The following is a 20,024-nucleotide window of genomic DNA, read 5'->3' as shown; positions in this document are numbered from 1 at the left end:
TTATAAATTGTATGATAATTCTATCATGCTTTTAGGGTTTTTTAGCGGCTTTTTTGGCGCTGACTTTAGCGGCATGTTTAGCTATCCACTTAGTCATTTTTTTCATTAAAGCGGGTGGAAAATCATGGCCCATTCCGGGCACGACTCTTAACTTACTGCGCTTTATTAACAGGGCGGTGTTAATACCCGCAGACAGCGGCATAACAGGATCAGCACTGCCGTGAATTACTAACGTGGGCGCTTTAATCTTTTTTAGTAATTGCTCGCGATAAGGCGTTGCGGCAATGGCTGCAAGCTGACGTTTAAAGCCTGTTTGATTTGTGTGGGCCCGCTCAATATAGCGTTCAGCGTTGGCGTATAAAGCGTGTTCATCTTGTGGGTAGGCTGGGCTGCCAATGAGTTGGTTGAGCCTAACATTGTAATCAATCGCGGCTTCTTTATTATTGCTTCGGGGGCGTATTTTTGCGAGCTTTACCAAAAGGTTAATGTTTGATCCCGAAAACGATAACGGCGAGCTACTCGACATAATTGAAGTTAAGCTCAGTACACGTTTTTTATACTTTGCCGCGGCAATTTGCGCAATCATGCCACCCATCGACGCCCCCACTAAGTGCGCTTTTTTGATAGCCAGTGCATCCATTAATTCTTTTACATCGCGAGCCATGTCATCGAGCGAATAGGGCAGTTTTGCGCGAATGGGTAATCGGCGGCTAAGCCAATGCTTTACGAGACTCGGCTTGCCTAACTCATCTAACGATGAGGATAGCCCTGCATCACGATTATCAAAACGAATAACCCGAAAGCCTTTTTCGACCAAGCCAAAATATAGCGACTCTGGCCAAACGGTAAATTGAGCACCTAAGCCAATAATTAAGATGATCACCGGCGCATTTTTATCGCCTTCATCTTGATAACTAATACAGATACCGCTGGCTGTAAGGATATGTTCCATAGACTGACAAATAGGCTTACGCAGGTACCATCAGCTTAATGTGTGAAGTTGGCAATTTAGTGACAGTAAAAAGAATACTGATAACAGGAGCAATAATAGGGACGGTAAGGAAAATAGACAGCATATGACTACATGCTGTCTATTTTCAGGGAGTTTACTTAGAAGTAAGCGGTAACGCCAATCCAGAAGTTACGGCCTTTATCTTTAACGTTGTAGTCGTCTGTGAATGTAACTTCGCTAACTACACCGCGACCTGTTAGGTATTCGTACTCACCATCGCCATTTAGGTCGGTATAGCTAGTGCTATATGAGGTGAAATCTTCGTCTAATAGGTTGTTTACACGGGCATTGATTTGCACGTACTCATTTACATAAAACTGCGCACCTAAATTAAGTAGGTTGTAGTTTTTGTAATACAGCGCTTTATCGTGCACGTTATCCCAACCGCGGTAACGGTCTGAACGATATACACCTTGTAGGTATAAGTTCATAAAGTCAGTCGCTTCCCAGTTTAGGGTTAGGTTTGCCATGTGCTCAGCTGAGTTAGTTAATGGTTGACCTTGTTCAGGACCGCTCTTTTGTTCGCTATCAGTCCACGTGTAGTTACCGTTAATAGACACTGTTTTAGTGATTGTGTATTGACCAGCAATTTCAACACCTTGAAGGTCTACTTCGTCGATATTGATCTTTTGGCTGTAGCTATCGTAGCCAAGCTGATCATATTGACCTAGGTTCACACATGGACGTACGTCGTTAGTTTGTTCACAGCTTAAAATTGTATCGCCGCTAGCAATTTTGTCTTCAAACTTGGTGTTGTAGTAAGTCACGTTAATGTTGTGATCGCCATCAAGTGAAGTCCAGTAAAGTGCAACTTCTGAGTTAACACTGGTTTCTGGTTCTAATTCAGGGTTACCTGCAAATGGGCTTGTGCCTTGGCCACCAAATCCGGTGATCCCGTCATAAAGGTCAGTTGTTTTTGGTGTTTTGTAACCTGTACTTACACCACCTTTTAAGGTCCAAGTGTCAGATAAGTTATATACGCCGTAAACACGAGGTGATACTTGGCTGCCAAATACATCGTGGTCATCGTAACGAGCACCAAGTGTAAAGGTGAAGTTATCAGTTGCCATCCAGTTATCTTCGGCAAAGATTGAGTACATGTTTTGCTCTTGTACTTTGCCAGCTTGATCACTTTCAAGACCAAATACACCGTCTTTTAATTCACCGTCGATAAGCTGGCCACCAATTGCTAGGTTATGGCTACCAAAGCGCCCCTCGATTGGAATATCAAAACGTAAGTCATAGGTATATTGGCTGCTTTCAAGTGGGCGAGCAGGGCGTGGTAAGAATGTTTCTTCAGCTAAGTCTTTACGTGCTTGCTCGTCCATTCCTTCGTATTCGCCAGTACCATCGTACATAGCTTGCAGCTCTAATCGCTCGCTTACACTCAGTGGTAAAGTACGGCCATTGTTTTGCGTATCAACATAAGACACAGAGGCTTTTACCGTTGCCCAGTTAAGATCGCCATCATAACTGAGTGACCACCATTCACGGTCAAACTCTTGGTCTGCGGCGTAACCTGCGCGCGGGTTTACTTGGCCGCGGCGATCTTGCCAAATTGATTCAATGTTATCTTTAGTACCAAGTGGGTAAGTAATGGTGCCTGATTCAATGTCGTAGCTAGGTGTGTTGTCGTACACTTGGCTTGAATTGTCATAATCAAAACGTAAATGATGAGATTCAAACGGGGTATAAGTTAACGTAAAACCATACTGCTCATTTGTGTTATTAACGGTACGACCGCCACTGCCAAAGCCTAATGAACGAGTATGTACAACACCATTAGGATCGGTCGCAGGTTCAAATGTTGGCGATGATGCTTGTTGCTCGTAAACACTGCCGCGCACACCTAAACTTAATACGTCTTTAATTAGCGGGCCCATCACACTAAAGTCAGTGGTAATGTCATCACCAAAATCATCGTTTTGCTGTAGTGAACGGCTAAAAGATACTGCACCACTCCAGCTGTCAGTGTGCTTTTTAGTGATGATATTGATTACACCACCCAGCGCATCTGCACCATAAAGTGTTGATGCAGGACCGCGAATTACTTCAACTCGCTCAATCGCATCAACCGGTGGTACGTGGTTAAACGCGTTGCCACCAAAATTGTTTGGGTAAATGTCGCCATGGTTATTTTGGCGTTTACCATCAATTAGTAACAAGGTGTATTCACCTGTTAAACCACGCATACTCACACTGCCTTGGCCCGTTTTATCACGAGTTGTGCCAATGTCGATACCTTCTAAATACTGCACAGCATCAAGTACTGAGGTGAAGGCATGAGACTTAATATCTTCATTGGTGATAATTGAAATACTTGCAGGTGCTTCGGTAACTTTTTGCTCAAAACCTGTTGCAGTGATTACTAAGCGTTCCATATCTTGTTTCGGCTTAGCGTCATCAGCAAAGGCTGAAAAATGTGTTGCTATGGCAAGTGCCAGTAAGCTTGGTTTTATTGATTTCATTGTAGGGTTCCAGTTCTTTTTGTAGGTTATCCCTTTGAGGGACGCTGCGTATAGTACAGAAATGAAAAATACAATCAATAATTATTCTTATTTAGATTAATCTTTTTCAAGTTGCATTTACAGTTATTACAACTTTTTTCTATTTATGTTTTTGTTGATTAGTAAAATAAGATGATTAAAGCGAAGTCAATTTACAATCTTAAAGCCTGTTAATGTATAGTGCTTCCATCATCACCATAAAAATTAAAATAATGAATTCAGACATCTCTTTAGCGCGCTTTAAGCAGTTTCCTGTGCTTATGTGGATCTTCTTATTTGGCTCGTTTATTACCCGTGGCAGCTATTACATGGTATGGCCATTTCTCGCGGTGATTTTGTACGAAAAGTTTGCTTTATCGGCAACAGAAGTCGGGTTGGTACTTACCAGTGCTGCGGTGATTTCGGTGTTTACCAGTTTTATTGGCAGTAGCCTATCCGATAAAGTGGGCCGGCATACGCTGATGTACATTACCGGCGTGCTGTATATCATTTCTTTCTCGCTGTTGGCTGAGGTAGAAACCGTGGCCGGTTATGTGATTGTGATGACCTTATGCTCGATTGCGACTGCGCTTTGGCGACCATTAACCAGTGCGGCAATTGGCGATATTATTGATGATGCACAAACTCGTGAGCTGGCCATGCAGTCGCTGTACTTTATTGTTAATGTGGGCTGTGCGGTGGGCCCATTAGCCGGAGTATGGCTAGGTTTAACCGGTGAGCAGTCGAGCTTTTATATTACCGCAGGGGCATTCGCTATTTTATTGGTGCTGCTTGTTTGGGGCTTTAATTTTAGTGATAAAGCTGCAAAAAATACTGCCGCAATCGACGAGCCAGAAGAGAAAAAACCAGCTGTACAGGGCAAGCAAATTTTACGTATTTTATTTGCAGATAAGCTGTTGCAGTGTTTAATTTTAGCCAATATTTTGTGCATGTTTATTTATGCGCAAATGGATAGTTCACTCATACAATACTTAACTCGTGCAGAGGCTCCCGACCTACTTGCATTGATTTCTGCGCTTATTTTTACCAATGCGTTAGTGATCATTTCAAGTCAATTTCTGCTGTTAAAAATGATGGCGCGATTTAGCCTAACGGTGCGCATTCAAATTGGCTTGATGCTATTGATGGTGTCGCAGTTTTGGCTAGCACTTAATCCAATCGATTTATTCTGGGGCTGGATTGGTGCGATAGTGGTGATGAGTTTGGCCGAAACCATTTTGTTTCCGACGATGAACGTTCACCTTGATAGGCTGGCGCCTTCTCATCTTCGTGGTGCCTACTTTGGCGCAGCTTCGTTTTATGATTTAGGGTTTGCTTTAGCGCCACTCGGAGGTGGTTTAATTTTAGATTATTACAATGGCCCAACCTTGTTCTTTGTAGCAGGAGGGCTTTGCGTTGTGGTGATTTATTTATACGCCATACTCGAAAAGTTACCCAGACCCGATTTTGCAAACCCAAGCTCGTAACCTTTAAATAGCCCCTTCATGGGGCTTTTTACGCTTTAACAATTAATGACAGCGATATCAATTTACGTATTTTTTCCGAGATATTAGTTTGTAGTATCGGCTTATAATGTTAAAAAATTGTTTACAATACCGATAAGAACTCAATGAACGCACCTTACTCTTTGTGCAAACGCTCGCTATTATGCTCGGCTGTATTGCTAACACTTGCTGCTTGTGGCGGCTCAGGCTCAGATGAAAAACAAACAACAACCCCTCCTGTAACCGAAACACCACAAAATCAAGCGCCGCAAATCAGCGGTCAATCACAGACTTTACGTGTTGGTGAAACCTTAAGCTTTAGTCCTGAAGTCTCTGATCCAGATAATGACCCTCTTACTTTGTCTGTAACAAACTTACCAAGTTGGCTAAGTTTTAATGAAGCCTCAGCAAGTATCAGTGGCACGCCAGAGCAAGCAGGTAAGTATGCAAACATTGAGTTTACGGTCACTGATGGGCAGCTGTCTGCCCAGCTTTTGATTGATATTAATGTAGAAGCCAAGCTTGTCGAAAATACGCCGCCAACGCTCACGTCTACACCATCGGATAGCAATGAAGGCCAAGCTTATACTTACCAGCTAACATTTACTGATGCACAAAATGACACTGTGGTAATAAGTGAAGTTAGTAAACCTGATTGGCTTAGCTTTGATGCGACTAACCTCAGTTTTAGCGGCACGCCCTTGTTTGCGAATACGGGCGAACAGCAAATTCGTTTTCGTTATTCAGATGGCGAAGTGACGCAGCAGGCAGAGCAAACATTTAACATCGCTGCCAGAGCAAACTCAGCGCCGGTGGTTTCTCCACTGAGTAGTGAAGTGCGTGCTGAGCAGGCATTGAGTGTGCAGTTAATCAGCAACGATGCAGACAACGATGATGTGAGCTTAACCGTAACAGGTTTACCAACGTGGCTAAGTTTTGATGAGCAAACTAGCATCTTATCAGGCACCGCGAGTAATGAAGAACTTGGTGAACATAAATTCACAATCACAGCCTCTGATTCACGTACAGAAACTAGCTTCGAGTTTGTGTTAAACATTACTCAAAGTTATGTGGCCGAGGCACTCGAAACGGGTAATGCGCTGGTTGTGCCAAACAGCGAATTACTTCTTGATGCGACACTTAATGAAATTGATACCCACAAAGCGCGCTTTCAAAGCATTAAAAATAGCTTATTTGGGTTTGGCTCAAGCTCCACCCTTGATGAATTAAGCTGGTATCCAACCTGGGATGCAACGCTATTAAATGCCACGTATCCATTCAATGAGCCGGTACTACTTACCAACAATAGTTGGCAAGATGGCTACGAGACAAAAATTAGAAATCTTGCTGTAGTCGGGACTAGTGATGGTGAGCAAGGCCGTTACTTGGTATTTGGTAGTAATCCTTATCGAAATACCATTAACGAGCAAATGACTCAGTTTTTGAAAAACAGCACCACATGGTTAGCTGGCAGAGAAATAACCGCAGAGCAGCCACTCAAACTTGTATTAGCACAACTAGATCAAAGCTATTACTTTCAAGATAGGATCAAAACGCGAGAGTGGTTTGATAGTCAATATGAAGGCATGGTGAGCTATAACGACAATGCAAGTTGTGACAACGACGCTTTAGCGGCGTGTTTAACATCTGACACGGATATCCTGATTATCTCTCAGCATGAGCGTGAAGGATTAAATATTGATAATGTTGTGGCTGCAGTAAAGCAAGCGCAAGAAAACGATATAGCAGTGATCTATATTCAGCGTGATGGTAGTCAAACGGCACTAGGTAAAGCGCTATTTGAATTACTCCATGTGAGCGTTGCAGGTGATAACTACTGGCACCGGTTAGAATTGGCAAATTGGAACCCAATTGCTATCAACGACAGCTTGCCAACTGATGCGCAAACTGTTAAAGACTTACTTAGCCGCTTTAAAAGCAGCGAATTTAGTGTTGATTTAAGTGCTTGCGATAATCGAAGCTGTCCAGCTGAAAGCCAATATCAGCAACAGTTTAGTGATGCGGCAACGATCATTAATTCGGTGTTTAGAGGTTTTGACCAAGCTAAAACAGATATCTTTACTGAGCAAGGCTATCGTTTTTATCAGTTACTGGCGCTGCTTGCAGATCATTATCGCCAAGTAGTGAGCTTCCCGATGGATAAACTAAGCACCGATAATACAAGCTTCTTTCGTGCCCTGTTTACTGATCATGCGGTATTAAATATACGTAAAGTTAACCCACTTCAAGTTGATATGGGGAATTTCAGCCGTAGTGATTTTAGTCATGTAACACCTAAAACCGTCACCGTGAATATGCAGAGTAAGGCGTATTTTCGCTCAACGGGTGTGTATGCCTTGCCGGGGCAAACGTTTGCTGTTAAACGCACCGATAATCAAGCAGTGAATACCAAGGTGTTTGTTAATACTCTGCGCGATGGCGCAACACATTACATGAGCAGCAATGGCTATAATCGACCCGCTAAATTGCAGTCGGTTCATGTCCCTATAGAGACAAATGAAACGGTCTATTTTACGTCACCTTATGGTGGACCAATTCAAATTGAGTTTGATCAAAATGATTTAGATGTCAGCTTTGAATTTAGCAATGTAGGTGAGCACCCGTATTGGCGTAGCAGCAGTGATGATGAGCGCTTTGCTGAGTTGCTTGAAAAAGGTGACTATGATTGGGCTGAGGTGGCAACCGGTGGTTTTGAGGTGCATTCAAAGCTCGAGAAAGTGCGTATTTCAATTAACGATGGTTATTGGCCTGTAGCGTCTGACTTCGCCCATGCTGTAGAGCGTTATACCCATAACTATCCGCATGTACTTGCTGGTTTCAAAGGGCCGGGCATCGATGTGGTTAGCGAAATTCATGGCTTTGCGAGTGAACGCAATATTGAAGTACAAACAATTGATATTGTAAAACATATGAATGCTGACCAGCCGACCTGTGGTTGGGGCTGTTCGGGCAATCCGTATGACGCAGGTTGGAATTTTAATCCAACAGGGCATGGCGATATCCATGAGTTAGGACATGGACTTGAAAAAGGGCGCTTTCGTATCGAAGGGTTTGGTGGCCATTCAAATACCAATTTTTACTCCTACTACAGTAAGTCGAAGTTTGAGGATGAAACCGGCTTTTCGGCATCGTGCCAAAACTTGCCATTCGAGAACCTATTCGATCATTTACAAGCCAGTAAACAAAGCGCAGATGCATTTGCTTATATGCAAGCTTTAGCGATGTCAGAGTGGTCGCAAAGCCACGCTATTTATTTACAAATTATGATGGCCGCACAGGCACACAATAAGCTTGAAAACGGCTGGCATTTATACCCTCGCTTACACATTTTGGAGCGTGCGTTTAATCTAGCTGATAACAGTGAGGCTGCTTGGCAGGCACAAAAAGATGCACTTGGCTTTTCAAGCTACAGCTTGTCGGAGGCACAAAGCATAGGCAACAATGATTGGCTATTAATAGTGCTTTCAGAAGCAACCGAGCTCGATTTGAGCGACTACTTCAGCATGTGGGGCATGGCAACGTCAGACAAAGCAAAACAGCAGGTTAAAGCGAAAAACTACACGGTATTAGGTGATGTTTACTATGCCTCATCTGCCACTGGCTATTGCACGACGTTAAATCAAACAGAAGTTGCAATTGATGGGACGCAAAGCTGGCCTGAATAATACACCGCGTTGTTAAGTTGATTGGTATTCGTATTTAAAACGCCAGCGAAATATTTCGCTGGCGTTTTTATCATTAGATTAGTGAAATTAGCTACAACTGCTACCTTTATAACTCACACATTTAACGTTGAGGTGTAACATGGCTGTTTCTGCAATCCCAAAAGGTTACCATGCGGTAACCCCGTATTTGGTTATTGAAGGTGCCACTAAGGCGATAGAGTTTTACAAACAAGCTTTTAATGCAGAGCTTGTAATGCAAATGCCTCTGCCTGATGGTGGGGTGGCGCATGCTGAAATAAAAATAGCCGACTCTCATATTATGCTTTCTGATAATTGCCCTGATGTGCAATTTAAATCGCCGCAACAACTTGGCGGTACGCCGGTGAGCATTATGCTGTATGTTGAAGACGTCGATGCTGTTTTTGCTAAAGCCTTATCGCTTGGGGCGAAAGAGCTGCGTCCAGTACATGACCAATTTTATGGCGATAGGTCAGGGACTCTAGAAGACCCTTTTGGCCATATTTGGACTATAGGTACACACAAAAAAGACCTCAGTGAGCAAGAGCTTATGCAGCGCATGAGCGAGCTTATGAGTAAAGAGCAAGATGCTTAATACCTATCTGCAAATTATAGTTAATCATTTTGTTCTGATATTTAAATCCGGATAAGAAGGGTATTCGTATGTATGTTAAAACATATGAGTTATCCCATGAAAAAACGAGTTTTATATTGGCTACAAAATGATTTACGCCTAGCTGATAATGAAATTTTATCTGAATTAGCAGATTTTGCTGGCGAGCTTGATTTAGTGTTTGTGATTGAACCGCGTTGGTTTAGGCAAACTAATTACCAACAGAAGCCATATGGGGAACATAAGTACAACTTTTTACTTGAGAGCCTATCTGCATTTGCAAACGCAGTTGAGAATCTTGGCCAAACACTTCATATGATCACAGGTGAGCCTGAGTATGTAATCAGCCAGCGTTTGCAAAAATATAATATTGAAACATTGGTTTGTACCGAGCAAGTTGGCGTTTATGAGCAAAAACAGCTCGAAAAAATTAAAGCTTTATGCCCTCAAGCTGCCGTGAAAACTTATCAGCAAGATACCTTGTTTAAAGCAGCGGACTTACCTTTTCAGCTTGATGAATTACCAAAAAATTTTACCGCCTTTCGTAAAAAAGTAGAAGCTGAGCCAACCTTTATAGCTGCACCGCGACCTGCGGTCAGCCGATTACCTCACCCAGTACAGTTATGCGCTGAACACAATATTGCTGACGTAGTTACCCAGTCAGCTAACTTTAAAGGAGGTTTATTTGCAGCTCAGCAACATTGCAGTGCGTACTTTTCCTCAAAAGCACCAAGCAGCTATAAAGAGACTCGCAATGAGTTAGATGGCTTTAGCAACAGCACTAAGTTTAGTGTTTGGCTCGCTGGAGGCACAATTAGTGCTAAACAACTGTATAACGAAGTTGAAAAATATGAGCATCAAAACGGTGCAAATGAGTCGAGCTATTGGATAAAGTTTGAATTGCTATGGCGCGAATATTTCAAATGGCATGCACTGCAAGCGGGAGCAAAGCTTTTTTTATTCAAAGGTCAAAAGCAAAGTGCGCCGCTAACAACGTTTAACAGCCAGCGTTTCACTGCTTGGTGTAATGGCTGCACTCCATTTCCATTGGTAAATGCGATAATGCATGAACTCAACACAACAGGCTTTATATCTAACCGCTCGCGGCAGATTGCAGCAAGCTGTTTGGTTAATGAGTTAGCTCTTGATTGGCGCTATGGTGCAGCTTACTTCGAACAGCAACTTATTGATTATGATGTGGCTGCAAATTGGGGCAATTGGCAATATATTGCGGGTGTCGGTGTCGACCCTAGAGGTGGGCGTCACTTTCATATCAATAAGCAAACAGCGCTTTATGATCCGTTGTCACGTTACATTCGCAAATGGAATGGCGAGCAAACGACCACAACGCTTTTTGACTCGGTTGATGAGGTTGACTGGCCGTCAAGGTGAAAAATACCAATCCGCAATAAATCTGTAAGAGTATATTTATTTGATTATATTTTAGTATTTTTTGCCTTTTTAACTAAAATAATGAATAAGACTTAATTGTTTATCATTAGGCTAGTTATTAAGGCAGATTATGGCATTTAGTGAAGCTTACAATGAACTAAAGTCGCAGCTAGGACTAGATATTGCACAGTTGCTTCTCGAAAGTGGTGATGTGGGAGTTTGGCTCTGGAATGTGCAAACAGGCGAAACAATTTTTAATGATAAATGGGCAGATATCATTGGCTATTCTCTGTGCGAACTAGAACCCGTTTCAATTGATACTTGGCTTACCTTTGCTCACCCTGAAGACTTAGTGAAATCTGAGCAATTATTAAATGAGCACTTCGAAGGTGAATCAGCGCGATATGTCTGTGAAGCGCGTATGAAACATAAACGAGGCCACTGGGTTAAAGTGCTTGATAAAGGCCAAGTACAAACGTGGGATAAAAACGGTAATCCAGAATGGATGGTTGGAATACATATTGATATTACGGAACAATGGCAAAAAGAACGCGAAATTGAATTCCTACATCAAGAACTAAAAAAGTTCACTGATAACCTCCCAGGCTTTGTTTATCAATATGTAATAGACAATAAAGATGAAGCGTTTTTCCCATTTGCTACATCAAAAGTATTTGATATCTATGGCTGCTCTCCCAAAGATATTGAGTCATCAGCAGATAGAGTTATGCAAGCGATACATCAAGATGATCTGGAACGTATTGTACGAAGTATTGAGCATTCACGTGCAGAGCTAACTGATTGGTGTGAAGTGTTTCGCGTTAACCACCCCAAAAAAGGACAGATCTGGATTTCGGCAAAATCATCTCCTATAGCCCGAGCTGATGGCAGTGTAGAATGGAATGGTTATTCTGAGGATGTTACAGAGGAAGTTAAAAGTAATGAGAGAATTAAACTATTAACGGCTGTTTTTTCTACAACTAGCCGAGGGATTCTGATCACCACCGCTGAGTCTGTGATTGTTGATGTAAATCCTGCTTTTGAGCAAATAACAGGGTTTAAGAAGCATGAGGTAATAGGTAAAAAACCTTCAATACTTTCTGCAAAGAAGCAACCAGATGAGTTTTATCAACAAATGTGGACTGAGTTGCTCGATAAAGGCTGTTGGCAAGGAGAGGTATGGAATAAGCGAAAGTCAGGAGAGGTGTTTCCTGAGCAATTATCCATAGATGCACTGTATGATGAAAATGGCTTAGTTTCTCATTATATCGGTGCATTTGATGATATCTCTTCGGCGGTAGAAAAGCGCCAGCTTCTCAATGAGCTAGTTAATCAAGATCCACTTACTAAGCTATTGAATCGCAGAGGACTCGATATTCAATTGCGTGCTTTCTCACAAAGAACGCCAGCAGAGCATAACCAATTTGCATTGATCTATCTTGATCTTGATAATTTCAAACTCGTTAATGATACATATGGTCATGAACAGGGTGACAATTTATTACTGGACATTAGTCAGCAATTGCGTTTACAAATGAGAGATAAAGATGTGCTATCGCGCATTGGTGGTGATGAGTTTGTTATTGTTTTACCTTCATTAACAAAGGCTAGTTTGTGCCAAGATATAGCGCTACGATGTCAGCAGGCGGTTAAAAAAGTAGCGCAAGATTATGAAACGGTTCAGCCGGTAAGTGCGAGCTTTGGTATCGCCATGTATCCTTTACACGGACACAGTGCAAAGGAACTTTTGGCCATCGCTGATAAACAAATGTATGAAATGAAATTGGCTCTAAAAGTCTCACCACTCGGTTGATATTTCAACACTAGGCAGTTTATTCAAAAGCGGAAGTAATGCGCGTTCTTTGCGCAAATCTATACGCTCGTTTTCTAAATCTTTGCGTTCTCGATAAAGCTCTTTTTGCTGAGTATTATTAAGGTGGTTACTGTTTAGCTCGCCACGAATATCTTTTAATCGACGGTCGATATCGTCAATACGATTATCAATATAACTCAGTCTTTGTTGCACTTGATATCTATCGTTACCTTCTTGCCATGCTTTACGAAACGCTGTGCTATTACAGACACCATTGTATGATGCGCCTTGCATGCCTAACGTAAAGCCATTTTCTGGTTCACAGTATGTAGCGAGGCCCTGATCGTATCCCACTTTATATTTAGCAATGTCAGCATTTACACCATACTCACTGCATTGTGATAGTGCATCTATGCCATCGCGATACTCAGTGCCATCTGCACCATGTTTATAACCAATACCATACCAGTCAGCTTGTAAACATTCATTTTTGCTAACCGAGGTGCAGCCTGCTAATACGATTAGTGGCAGTAGAGGAAGAGTCCATTTTCTCATTAAAATCTCAGCTTATGATATTAATAACTGAATAGATTCTAGCCCGAAAAGTTCGTTGTTAGAAAGCTGTTTTTACTTCAAAGCAATTAATTCAAAATGGATGGCCTGAACTTCATTCACCATTGGCAGAATTTCTGAGCAACACGTAAATTAGGCTGAACATTCTTTAAATGAGTTAACTGTAAGATGCAAAGTAAAGTGAAATGGCAGCGCTTTATCAATAAATGGCGGTCAAAAAACATAATTTTAAACCATAGCTTTAATAGTTCTGTGGGCGACATAAGTTTTGCGCTATTCAATTGCCATTGGGTTTGATGCTTGACGGTTATTGGGCAAGGCAAGTGTCCTGGGTAAGTTTGCCAAGGCGCAAGTAAAGCTCGTGGGTAATCGGTTTTTAACCATCGTTGATAAAAACGGTGTTTGCGAACATACTCCACCGGTAAACCCAACGGATACTGTAGGACCTTCCACGAATAAAATGGATGGAAAAACTCCATTTTAAATTCGCAAACCTGCTCGTTAGGAACACTCAAATGGTGGTGTTGATCGTTAAGCAGCAAGAATAATTGAAATGCTTTTTCAAGTGGTAATTCAGCGAGTGGTTCGAAGCTAATTTTTAAGTTAGCTATCAGTTTTTGTTGTAATTGTTCAGCATTATGAACAACTGACTTAGGTAAAAAAGCGTATTGTTGTTTGAGGTAAGCACTGATTAGTTTATCTAAGTTGTTTTCTTTTGCTGCAGCATAAATTTCATCACCGTAATAAATAAGCCCGACCCCAACACTACCGCCATTTCCTGACCAGCTTATTTGTGGTCTGCATACGTTAGTGAAATCTTGATGTTTCGCTTTACGCCAATATTTGCCAAGGCGCTGTTCGACAGATAGCCGCTGGGTGTCTGAAACTTGTATTACTTCTAATGGTACTGCATTTTGTGATGCATATTGTTTAGCACAAAATAGATCTTGGCTATCAGATTGCGAAAAGTTAAACGACTTCAATTGCACGCCTTGGCGCAATAACTCACTGTTAATAAGCCTAGAGTCTAAACCGCCAGATAAAGTGCTAAGAATGGTTTTATCTTTATGTTTTGCCTTTGCAACTAAAGTTTTAAAAGCCTTTGAGATCCCTTCAATTGCATCTGGTGCAACGAGCTTTTGTTTTGCAAGTGATACCCAATCAAAATATCTTTTTCTAGTTACACCCTGTTTTGCATTAAAGCATAGCATTTCACTTGGGTATGAGCATTTTACGTCTTTAAACGGCGTATGATCTAAAAGAGGATAACCAAGCACGGCAAGCTCAGTTAATGCATCCGGATTGTTCTGTAGTTGGATATCCAACTGCTTGAATAAATTAAGGTTAGTGGAAAATAGTAAACCATACTGTGTTTGTAAGGTATAAAAAGGTTTTAATCCAAGTGGATCAGTCGCTAATGTTAGGCGCTGGCTCTGCAGATCAAATTGACAAAAGCTAAATACTCCTTCGCATTGCTGCAAAGAAAAGTCGAGAGACTCGCAGCCCGCAAGTGTAATTAGGTCCTGTGTTCTAGAGCTTGATATGAGAGGGTGTCCAATGAGTGTTGCAATTTGCGACTCAGTTCGCAACCAGCTCGCCTGCTGATAGGCATCAAAATCATACTGAAAAATGGCTCCATACTCGCAATTAAAAAAACGAACATGTTTTTCTTCATAGTTACTAAATACATTAGCTAGTTGATTTATATACTTAAAGTCAGTTTTATCTGAATCATTGAATTGGAAATAACCTGCAATAATAGCCATGTTAACCACCTTTTCGTTTGCTAACTTATTAGTAAAGTTGCAAGCCATAGGCCAAAACGAATAAAGGCCTTAAACAAGGCCTTTGGTAACATTACAAAATTACAAACGCAGATCAGCGATTGTTAAGTTGTTGGTTGATTTCATCAAATATACTCGCATCATCAATGGTAGATGGAATTTGTAGTTCTTCACCATCGACCAATTGGCGTAAGTTCTTTCTGAGTATTTTCCCTGAACGGGTTTTTGGTAGACGCTCAACATGCAAAACATTCTTTAAGCAGGCAATGGCACCAATTTGATGCCTTACAGAATGGACTAGCTGTTGCTCGACTTCTTTGCTATCGCCAAGGTAATCGTCTTTGAGCACTATCATCGCCATAGGTAATTGCCCTTTGAGTGCATCGTTAACGCCAAATACTGCACATTCAGCAACAGCAGGGTGGGCTGCAACAATTTCTTCCATTTCACCGGTTGATAAGCGATGACCCGCAACGTTAATTACATCGTCGGTACGACCCATAATAAATAGATAACCATCGTCATCAATATAGCCACCATCACCAGAGAGGTAATAACCCGGATACTCGCTTAAATAACCCGCTTGAAAGCGTTCATTGTTTTGCCAAATTGTTGGTAAGCAGCCAGGAGGTAAGGGCAGTTTAATTACCACCGCACCATTTTCGTTTGCTGAGCACTGCTGCCCATTCATATCAAGAATTTGTACATCAAAGCCCGGTGTTGGCACCGTTGAGCTACCCGCCTTAGTGGCAAGCTGTTCAATACCAATTGGATTACACGCAATGGCCCAACCTGTTTCTGTTTGCCACCAATGGTCAAGTACGGGCAAGCCGGTGTTGTCTTTTAGCCATTCATAAGTGGGAGGATCTAGGCGTTCACCGGCCAAGAATAAACGTTTTAAACTCGAAGTATCGTATTGTTTAAAGCCCTCGGCGGTAGGGTCTTCTTTTTTAATAGCGCGAAACGCAGTAGGAGCACTGAATAAGGCGGTGACTTTATAATCTTCTACAACACGCCAAAACGCACTGGCATCAGGGGTTCTTATGGGTTTGCCTTCATAAAGTACGGTAGCGCAGCGATAAATAAGCGGTGCATATACAATGTATGAGTGACCTACCACCCAGCCAATATCAGAAGCAGCCCAAAATACTTCGCCGGGTTTCATGCCATACACGGTCTCCATGCTGTAATGCATTGCAACAGCGTGACCACCGTTTTCTCGAACCACCCCTTTAGGTGTGCCTGTGGTGCCTGAGGTGTAAAGAATATAAAGCGGGTCGTCACCTGCAACCGGCACGGCATCGACTGAACTTGCTGCATCAGAGGCTGATTGCCAATCGATGTCTCGGCCATCTTGCATCTCGGCAATGGCTTGCTCACGCTGAAAGACAATACAGTGTTCAACAGTATGCTGGGCGTTTTCGAGTGCTTCATCAAGCAGTGGTTTATATTCAATCACATGATTGATTTCGACCCCGCAAGACGCAGTAAGCACAAGCTTAGGCTTTGCATCATCAATACGCACCGCGAGTTCGTGCGGTGCAAAACCACCAAATACAACGGAGTGAATGGCACCAAGGCGAGCACACGCTAGCATACCAATAACCGCTTGTGGGATCATTGGCATATAAATGACTACACGGTCACCTTTGCTTACGCCAAGGGATTGCATGAGTCCTGCAAATTTAGCAACTTGAGTTTGTAACTCGCCATAAGTGTATTGTTGTTTAGTATTGGTAACAGGGGAGTCGTAAATTAGTGCAGTTCGGTCGCCATAGCCTGCTTCGACATGTTGGTCGAGGGCTAGATAACAAGTGTTTAGTTGACCATCGGCAAACCAATGGTAAAAATCATTATCGTCATATTGATAAGGGGCACTTGGCTCTTTAAACCAAGGAATTCGTTTACTTTGCTCAAGCCAAAACTGACCCGGATCGCGCTGGAACTGTTGGTATTGTTGTTGATATTCGCCCGCCATTGTGAGGCTCCTATACTTTTTAGTGAGAGATTTGTACAACGTACTAAAAAATATAGGGCGGTTTTTGATTAAATAATATGCGACCTTGGTCGGCATTAATGGGGCTAAATGTCGTGAAATCGCCCGGATTTGGGGCGATTTCAGGGAATCGAGATGCTAATTAAACCTGTTGTTCACTAATAAGCGGTAAGCAAATGAGGATCTTAACGCCACCTAACTCACTGTGCTCAGCCTTGATAGTACCTTTGTGCGTTTCTATTAGGCTTTTACAAATCGCCAGTCCTAGGCCTGAGCCACCCGTTTGGCGGCTACGTGATTTATCAACGCGGTATAAACGTTCGAATATTTCAACTAACTGATTGTCGGTCACACCGGGTGGGGTATCTTCAATACTAAAAGTAATACTCTGCGCTGAGGCTGTCGCTACAAATTTAATTTTGCCGGGTTTATCAGTATAAAAGGTGCTGTTTGATAAAAGATTAGCCAGTACTTGCTTAATTTTATCGATATCCCATGTCACCTTTAAATCAGCAGTAACATGAATGTCACTGGTAAATTCAAAGCCTTTGCTTTGTACAAAAGCAGCAAAGTCTTGCTGCCAAACGGATAATACATCAGCAAGTAAATAGGGTTTTAGGTTCAGGTATAGGCTATCTGAGTCTGCTTGTGCTAGTTGGTGGATATCACGGATCAGTACATTGATATCGGTTAGCTTTCGATTAATGGCATCGTAAGAGGCATCAACGTCTTTTGCGATATTGTATTGCAATGCTTCAACTTGCAATTGTAGCGCTGTGAGTGGTGTGCGAATTTCATGGGATACATCGGCTAGTAAGCGGTTCTTCTTATCAACGACTTCTTGTAATAGTTGTGCTCGCTCGCTGGCAAGTTTACGCGTTTTAAATGAGCGGTAACCAAAGCCTGATATCAATAAAATCACACAGCTTAGGCCGAGTAACCAGGCTTTAAATTGCCATTCACTTTCGCTTAGTTGTGCTGCTTGAATTTGTTTATCTGCACTTAATTGGTTTATTTCTTGCTGATTTCGCATAAAGGCGACTTGGCTTTGCATCGCGGCCACAGTTAAGTCGTGCTGATTTTTACCCGTTTTATTTTCAAGGGTTTGATAGCGGCTTTGCGATTCAAATGCCTGTTTATAAAGTTGTAATGCAAGGTAAGAGTCAGTGAGTAATTTATTTAAGCTAATTTGATCTTCGACATCTTGTAACTCATTAGCCTGGTTTAAGGCCTGTTCTGCGGTTTTAATTGCTTTTGCATGGTCATTAAGAGCTTGATAGATACGTGTTTGGGTGATCGCTAAAGACACTAAATGGGAGCGGAAATTAAAGTCAGTGGCGATTGCCATGGCGCGATCAATATAGGCTTGCGCTTCACTAATGTTATTTTGTTTTAGAGCAATTAACGCCATTAAATTATATGAACGGCACAATCCTGTGTTTGAAGATGAGGGTAGATAATAGCTAATCGACTTTTCTGCATAGTCTGTGGCTGTTGTAAGCTCACCTTGTTTTAGCGCTGCATAGCCGACCTTCATGGCACTATTACCGATATCGACTTTAGAGCCAATTTCTAAATCCAGAACGTGCGACATTTTAAAGTGCTTTAACGATTGGGCACTGTCACCCATACGTCGATAAACTTCGCCAATTTCATAAAGTGCATCAGCAATGCCTTTTTTATCGTCAAGTTTTTGATGTAAAGAAAACGACAAAGTAAGATTGGCTAGTGCGTCGTGGTGGTCACCAATAATTGCTTCAATAATACCTAAGTTCTGCAATGCAGAGGCATAAGATTTATCGTCATCAAACTCTTGTAAAATATTGACTGCTTTTTGTGCTTCATTGAGGGCAGCTATGTACTTATCTTGCCAGCGTAAAATGGCTGCTAATCGCTCATAGGACTGGGCAATCAGCACTGAGTTATTTATCTGTTTGGCAATGGATAATGCAGCGCGATAGTGTTGCTCTGCCTTAAGAAAGTTACTTTTTCTGCCTTGTGCGTAACCTTGAATAAGCATTGCTCGTACTGTTACTGACTGGTTATTGTGCTTTTCCCCGTAATTAAGCAGCTGCTCTGCATAGCTAAGAGCTTGGTCATAATCGCCACTGCCCATATTCATAAATGCCAGCGATTCGAATGCCTCTTGTATGATGTTAGGTTCATTGGAAAGGGTCGAGTCGTTAGTTAATTGCTCAAATATTTTAGTGGCTTGGTTTGGATTACTGTTACGTAACAATTGTGCTTCGTTAAGCTTTTCTAAAGCTTGTTCAGGGGTAATAGCAAGGGTATTTAGCGATAAGCAGCTAAGCAAAATAGCTAAAGCTAAGCCTTTGTAAGGTGATTGCGTGTTTTTCATTATAATCTAGGTAAAGGCAGATGCCATTTTTGTAAAATTGCTTGGTATTGACCGTTTTGTTTCAATGCTTTTATGGCATCACTCAATTGCATAGCAAGTTGCTTGTCCAATTTTAGATTCGCGGCTAAATAAAGGCCTGATGGGTAGTCGTCTAAGTGGAGGCTCTTATTAATGTCATTAGGGAGAACTCCTGATAACGCGAGTTCGTTTTGTAAGGTAAGCGTGTTGGTTAGTACAAAATCAATTCGTCCTTTCTCTAGCATTTGCCAAAGTTGATGGTAATGACTGACCAGCACCAAATTTTTATTTTCATTAAAGCCGGCTTGTTTCAAATAATGTTCACTTGAATAGCCACGAATTGTTGCCACACGATATTTCTTTGCTTGTTTTAAGCTTTTTATTTCGTGGTTTTGTTTGGCAAGCCCAACTAAATAAGCATCGGCAAAATAGGTTTGTGCTAGCCATTGGAATTTATATTCACGAGACTCATTTTTTAGCAATGAAATCATCAATATGCTTGGGTCATTTTGAAACTCATGAAAAGCTCGGGCCATTGGCATAATTGCGAATTCGCCAGCGATGTTTGTTTTCGCTAGGGCAGACTTTATCACTTCAACAAGCGCACCATCGGCTTTACCTTGCTGATTTTTAAAATGGTATGGGGGTAAATCTTCGGCAATAAAGGTCAGTGTTTTCGCCGTCGTAGCACTACTGATAAAGCAGAAGATAATAACAATCAGCAATGAACGAAGAAGCATAAAGAACCTACACCTTTAAACATATTGTT

General features: G+C 41.8%; 12 protein-coding genes. 5 read left to right on the top strand and 7 right to left on the bottom strand.

Translation table 11 applies throughout. From position 1 onward, the window contains the following. Positions 1 to 31: 31 nt before the first annotated feature. A complete protein-coding gene (locus tag IRQ78_RS17035; protein ID WP_194442744.1) occupies positions 32 to 952 on the bottom strand; it encodes an alpha/beta fold hydrolase in 921 nt (306 codons plus the stop codon). A gap of 158 nt (positions 953 to 1,110) precedes the next feature. Next, positions 1,111 to 3,480 (bottom strand): TonB-dependent receptor domain-containing protein, encoded by a 2,370-nt coding sequence (locus tag IRQ78_RS17030; protein WP_194442743.1) that lies wholly within the window; start codon positions 3,478 to 3,480, stop codon positions 1,111 to 1,113. 251 nt (positions 3,481 to 3,731) lie between these two features. Here IRQ78_RS17030 and IRQ78_RS17025 point away from each other — a divergent pair, with 251 nt between their 5' ends. The 5 genes from IRQ78_RS17025 to IRQ78_RS17005 all read left to right on the top strand — a co-directional run bounded on the left by IRQ78_RS17025 (position 3,732) and on the right by IRQ78_RS17005 (position 12,525). Beyond that, entirely contained in the window at positions 3,732 to 4,985 is a 1,254-nt protein-coding gene (locus IRQ78_RS17025) for an MFS transporter (RefSeq protein ID WP_194442742.1), read from the top strand. A 143-nt stretch (positions 4,986 to 5,128) separates the two neighbouring features. After that, positions 5,129 to 8,689 carry an ImpA family metalloprotease gene (locus IRQ78_RS17020; RefSeq protein ID WP_194442741.1) on the top strand — a complete coding sequence of 1,187 codons (3,561 nt, stop codon included), beginning with the start codon at positions 5,129 to 5,131 and terminating at the stop codon, positions 8,687 to 8,689. Between the two features lie 139 nt (positions 8,690 to 8,828). Continuing rightward, entirely contained in the window at positions 8,829 to 9,302 is a 474-nt protein-coding gene (locus IRQ78_RS17015; protein ID WP_194442740.1) for a VOC family protein, read from the top strand. Positions 9,303 to 9,398: 96 nt separating this feature from the next. After that, on the top strand, positions 9,399 to 10,712 hold the full coding sequence (locus IRQ78_RS17010) for a DASH family cryptochrome (protein ID WP_194442739.1): 1,314 nt from the start codon (positions 9,399 to 9,401) through the stop codon (positions 10,710 to 10,712). A 130-nt stretch (positions 10,713 to 10,842) separates the two neighbouring features. Continuing rightward, entirely contained in the window at positions 10,843 to 12,525 is a 1,683-nt protein-coding gene (locus IRQ78_RS17005) for a sensor domain-containing diguanylate cyclase (protein ID WP_054551849.1), read from the top strand. Here IRQ78_RS17005 and IRQ78_RS17000 read toward each other — a convergent pair. The 5 genes from IRQ78_RS17000 to IRQ78_RS16980 form a co-directional block, all read right to left on the bottom strand. After that, positions 12,511 to 13,080, bottom strand: a complete 570-nt coding sequence (locus IRQ78_RS17000; protein WP_054551848.1) for a DUF2799 domain-containing protein — start codon at positions 13,078 to 13,080, stop codon at positions 12,511 to 12,513. The genes IRQ78_RS17005 and IRQ78_RS17000 overlap by 15 nt on opposite strands. A gap of 116 nt (positions 13,081 to 13,196) precedes the next feature. Beyond that, entirely contained in the window at positions 13,197 to 14,864 is a 1,668-nt protein-coding gene (locus IRQ78_RS16995; protein WP_054551847.1) for an asparagine synthetase B family protein, read from the bottom strand. Positions 14,865 to 14,976: 112 nt separating this feature from the next. After that, on the bottom strand, positions 14,977 to 16,860 hold the full coding sequence (locus IRQ78_RS16990; protein ID WP_054551846.1) for a propionyl-CoA synthetase: 1,884 nt from the start codon (positions 16,858 to 16,860) through the stop codon (positions 14,977 to 14,979). Between the two features lie 160 nt (positions 16,861 to 17,020). Further along, a complete protein-coding gene (locus IRQ78_RS16985; RefSeq protein WP_194442738.1) occupies positions 17,021 to 19,237 on the bottom strand; it encodes a tetratricopeptide repeat protein in 2,217 nt (738 codons plus the stop codon). After that, positions 19,237 to 19,995 (bottom strand): substrate-binding periplasmic protein, encoded by a 759-nt coding sequence (locus IRQ78_RS16980; protein ID WP_138619536.1) that lies wholly within the window; start codon positions 19,993 to 19,995, stop codon positions 19,237 to 19,239. The genes IRQ78_RS16985 and IRQ78_RS16980 overlap by 1 nt, the downstream gene beginning before the upstream one ends. Between the last annotated feature and the right edge of the window lie 29 nt (positions 19,996 to 20,024).

It is taken from the genome of Pseudoalteromonas simplex (assembly GCF_015278155.1).
Classification (GTDB): domain Bacteria; phylum Pseudomonadota; class Gammaproteobacteria; order Enterobacterales; family Alteromonadaceae; genus Pseudoalteromonas; species Pseudoalteromonas simplex.
Note: the sequence above shows the minus strand (reverse complement) of the source record. Positions and strands in the feature narration are given on the sequence as shown.

What these genes read in the sequence shown, in the direction of transcription:
- IRQ78_RS17035 (WP_194442744.1), bottom strand. Translation starts at nt 952, where the DNA reads ATGGAACATATCCTTACAGCCAGCGGTATCTGTATTAGTTATCAAGAT.
- IRQ78_RS17030 (WP_194442743.1), bottom strand. Translation starts at nt 3,480, where the DNA reads ATGAAATCAATAAAACCAAGCTTACTGGCACTTGCCATAGCAACACAT.
- IRQ78_RS17025 (WP_194442742.1), top strand. Translation starts at nt 3,732, where the DNA reads ATGAATTCAGACATCTCTTTAGCGCGCTTTAAGCAGTTTCCTGTGCTT.
- IRQ78_RS17020 (WP_194442741.1), top strand. Translation starts at nt 5,129, where the DNA reads ATGAACGCACCTTACTCTTTGTGCAAACGCTCGCTATTATGCTCGGCT.
- IRQ78_RS17015 (WP_194442740.1), top strand. Translation starts at nt 8,829, where the DNA reads ATGGCTGTTTCTGCAATCCCAAAAGGTTACCATGCGGTAACCCCGTAT.
- IRQ78_RS17010 (WP_194442739.1), top strand. Translation starts at nt 9,399, where the DNA reads ATGAAAAAACGAGTTTTATATTGGCTACAAAATGATTTACGCCTAGCT.
- IRQ78_RS17005 (WP_054551849.1), top strand. Translation starts at nt 10,843, where the DNA reads ATGGCATTTAGTGAAGCTTACAATGAACTAAAGTCGCAGCTAGGACTA.
- IRQ78_RS17000 (WP_054551848.1), bottom strand. Translation starts at nt 13,080, where the DNA reads ATGAGAAAATGGACTCTTCCTCTACTGCCACTAATCGTATTAGCAGGC.
- IRQ78_RS16995 (WP_054551847.1), bottom strand. Translation starts at nt 14,864, where the DNA reads ATGGCTATTATTGCAGGTTATTTCCAATTCAATGATTCAGATAAAACT.
- IRQ78_RS16990 (WP_054551846.1), bottom strand. Translation starts at nt 16,860, where the DNA reads ATGGCGGGCGAATATCAACAACAATACCAACAGTTCCAGCGCGATCCG.
- IRQ78_RS16985 (WP_194442738.1), bottom strand. Translation starts at nt 19,237, where the DNA reads ATGAAAAACACGCAATCACCTTACAAAGGCTTAGCTTTAGCTATTTTG.
- IRQ78_RS16980 (WP_138619536.1), bottom strand. Translation starts at nt 19,995, where the DNA reads ATGCTTCTTCGTTCATTGCTGATTGTTATTATCTTCTGCTTTATCAGT.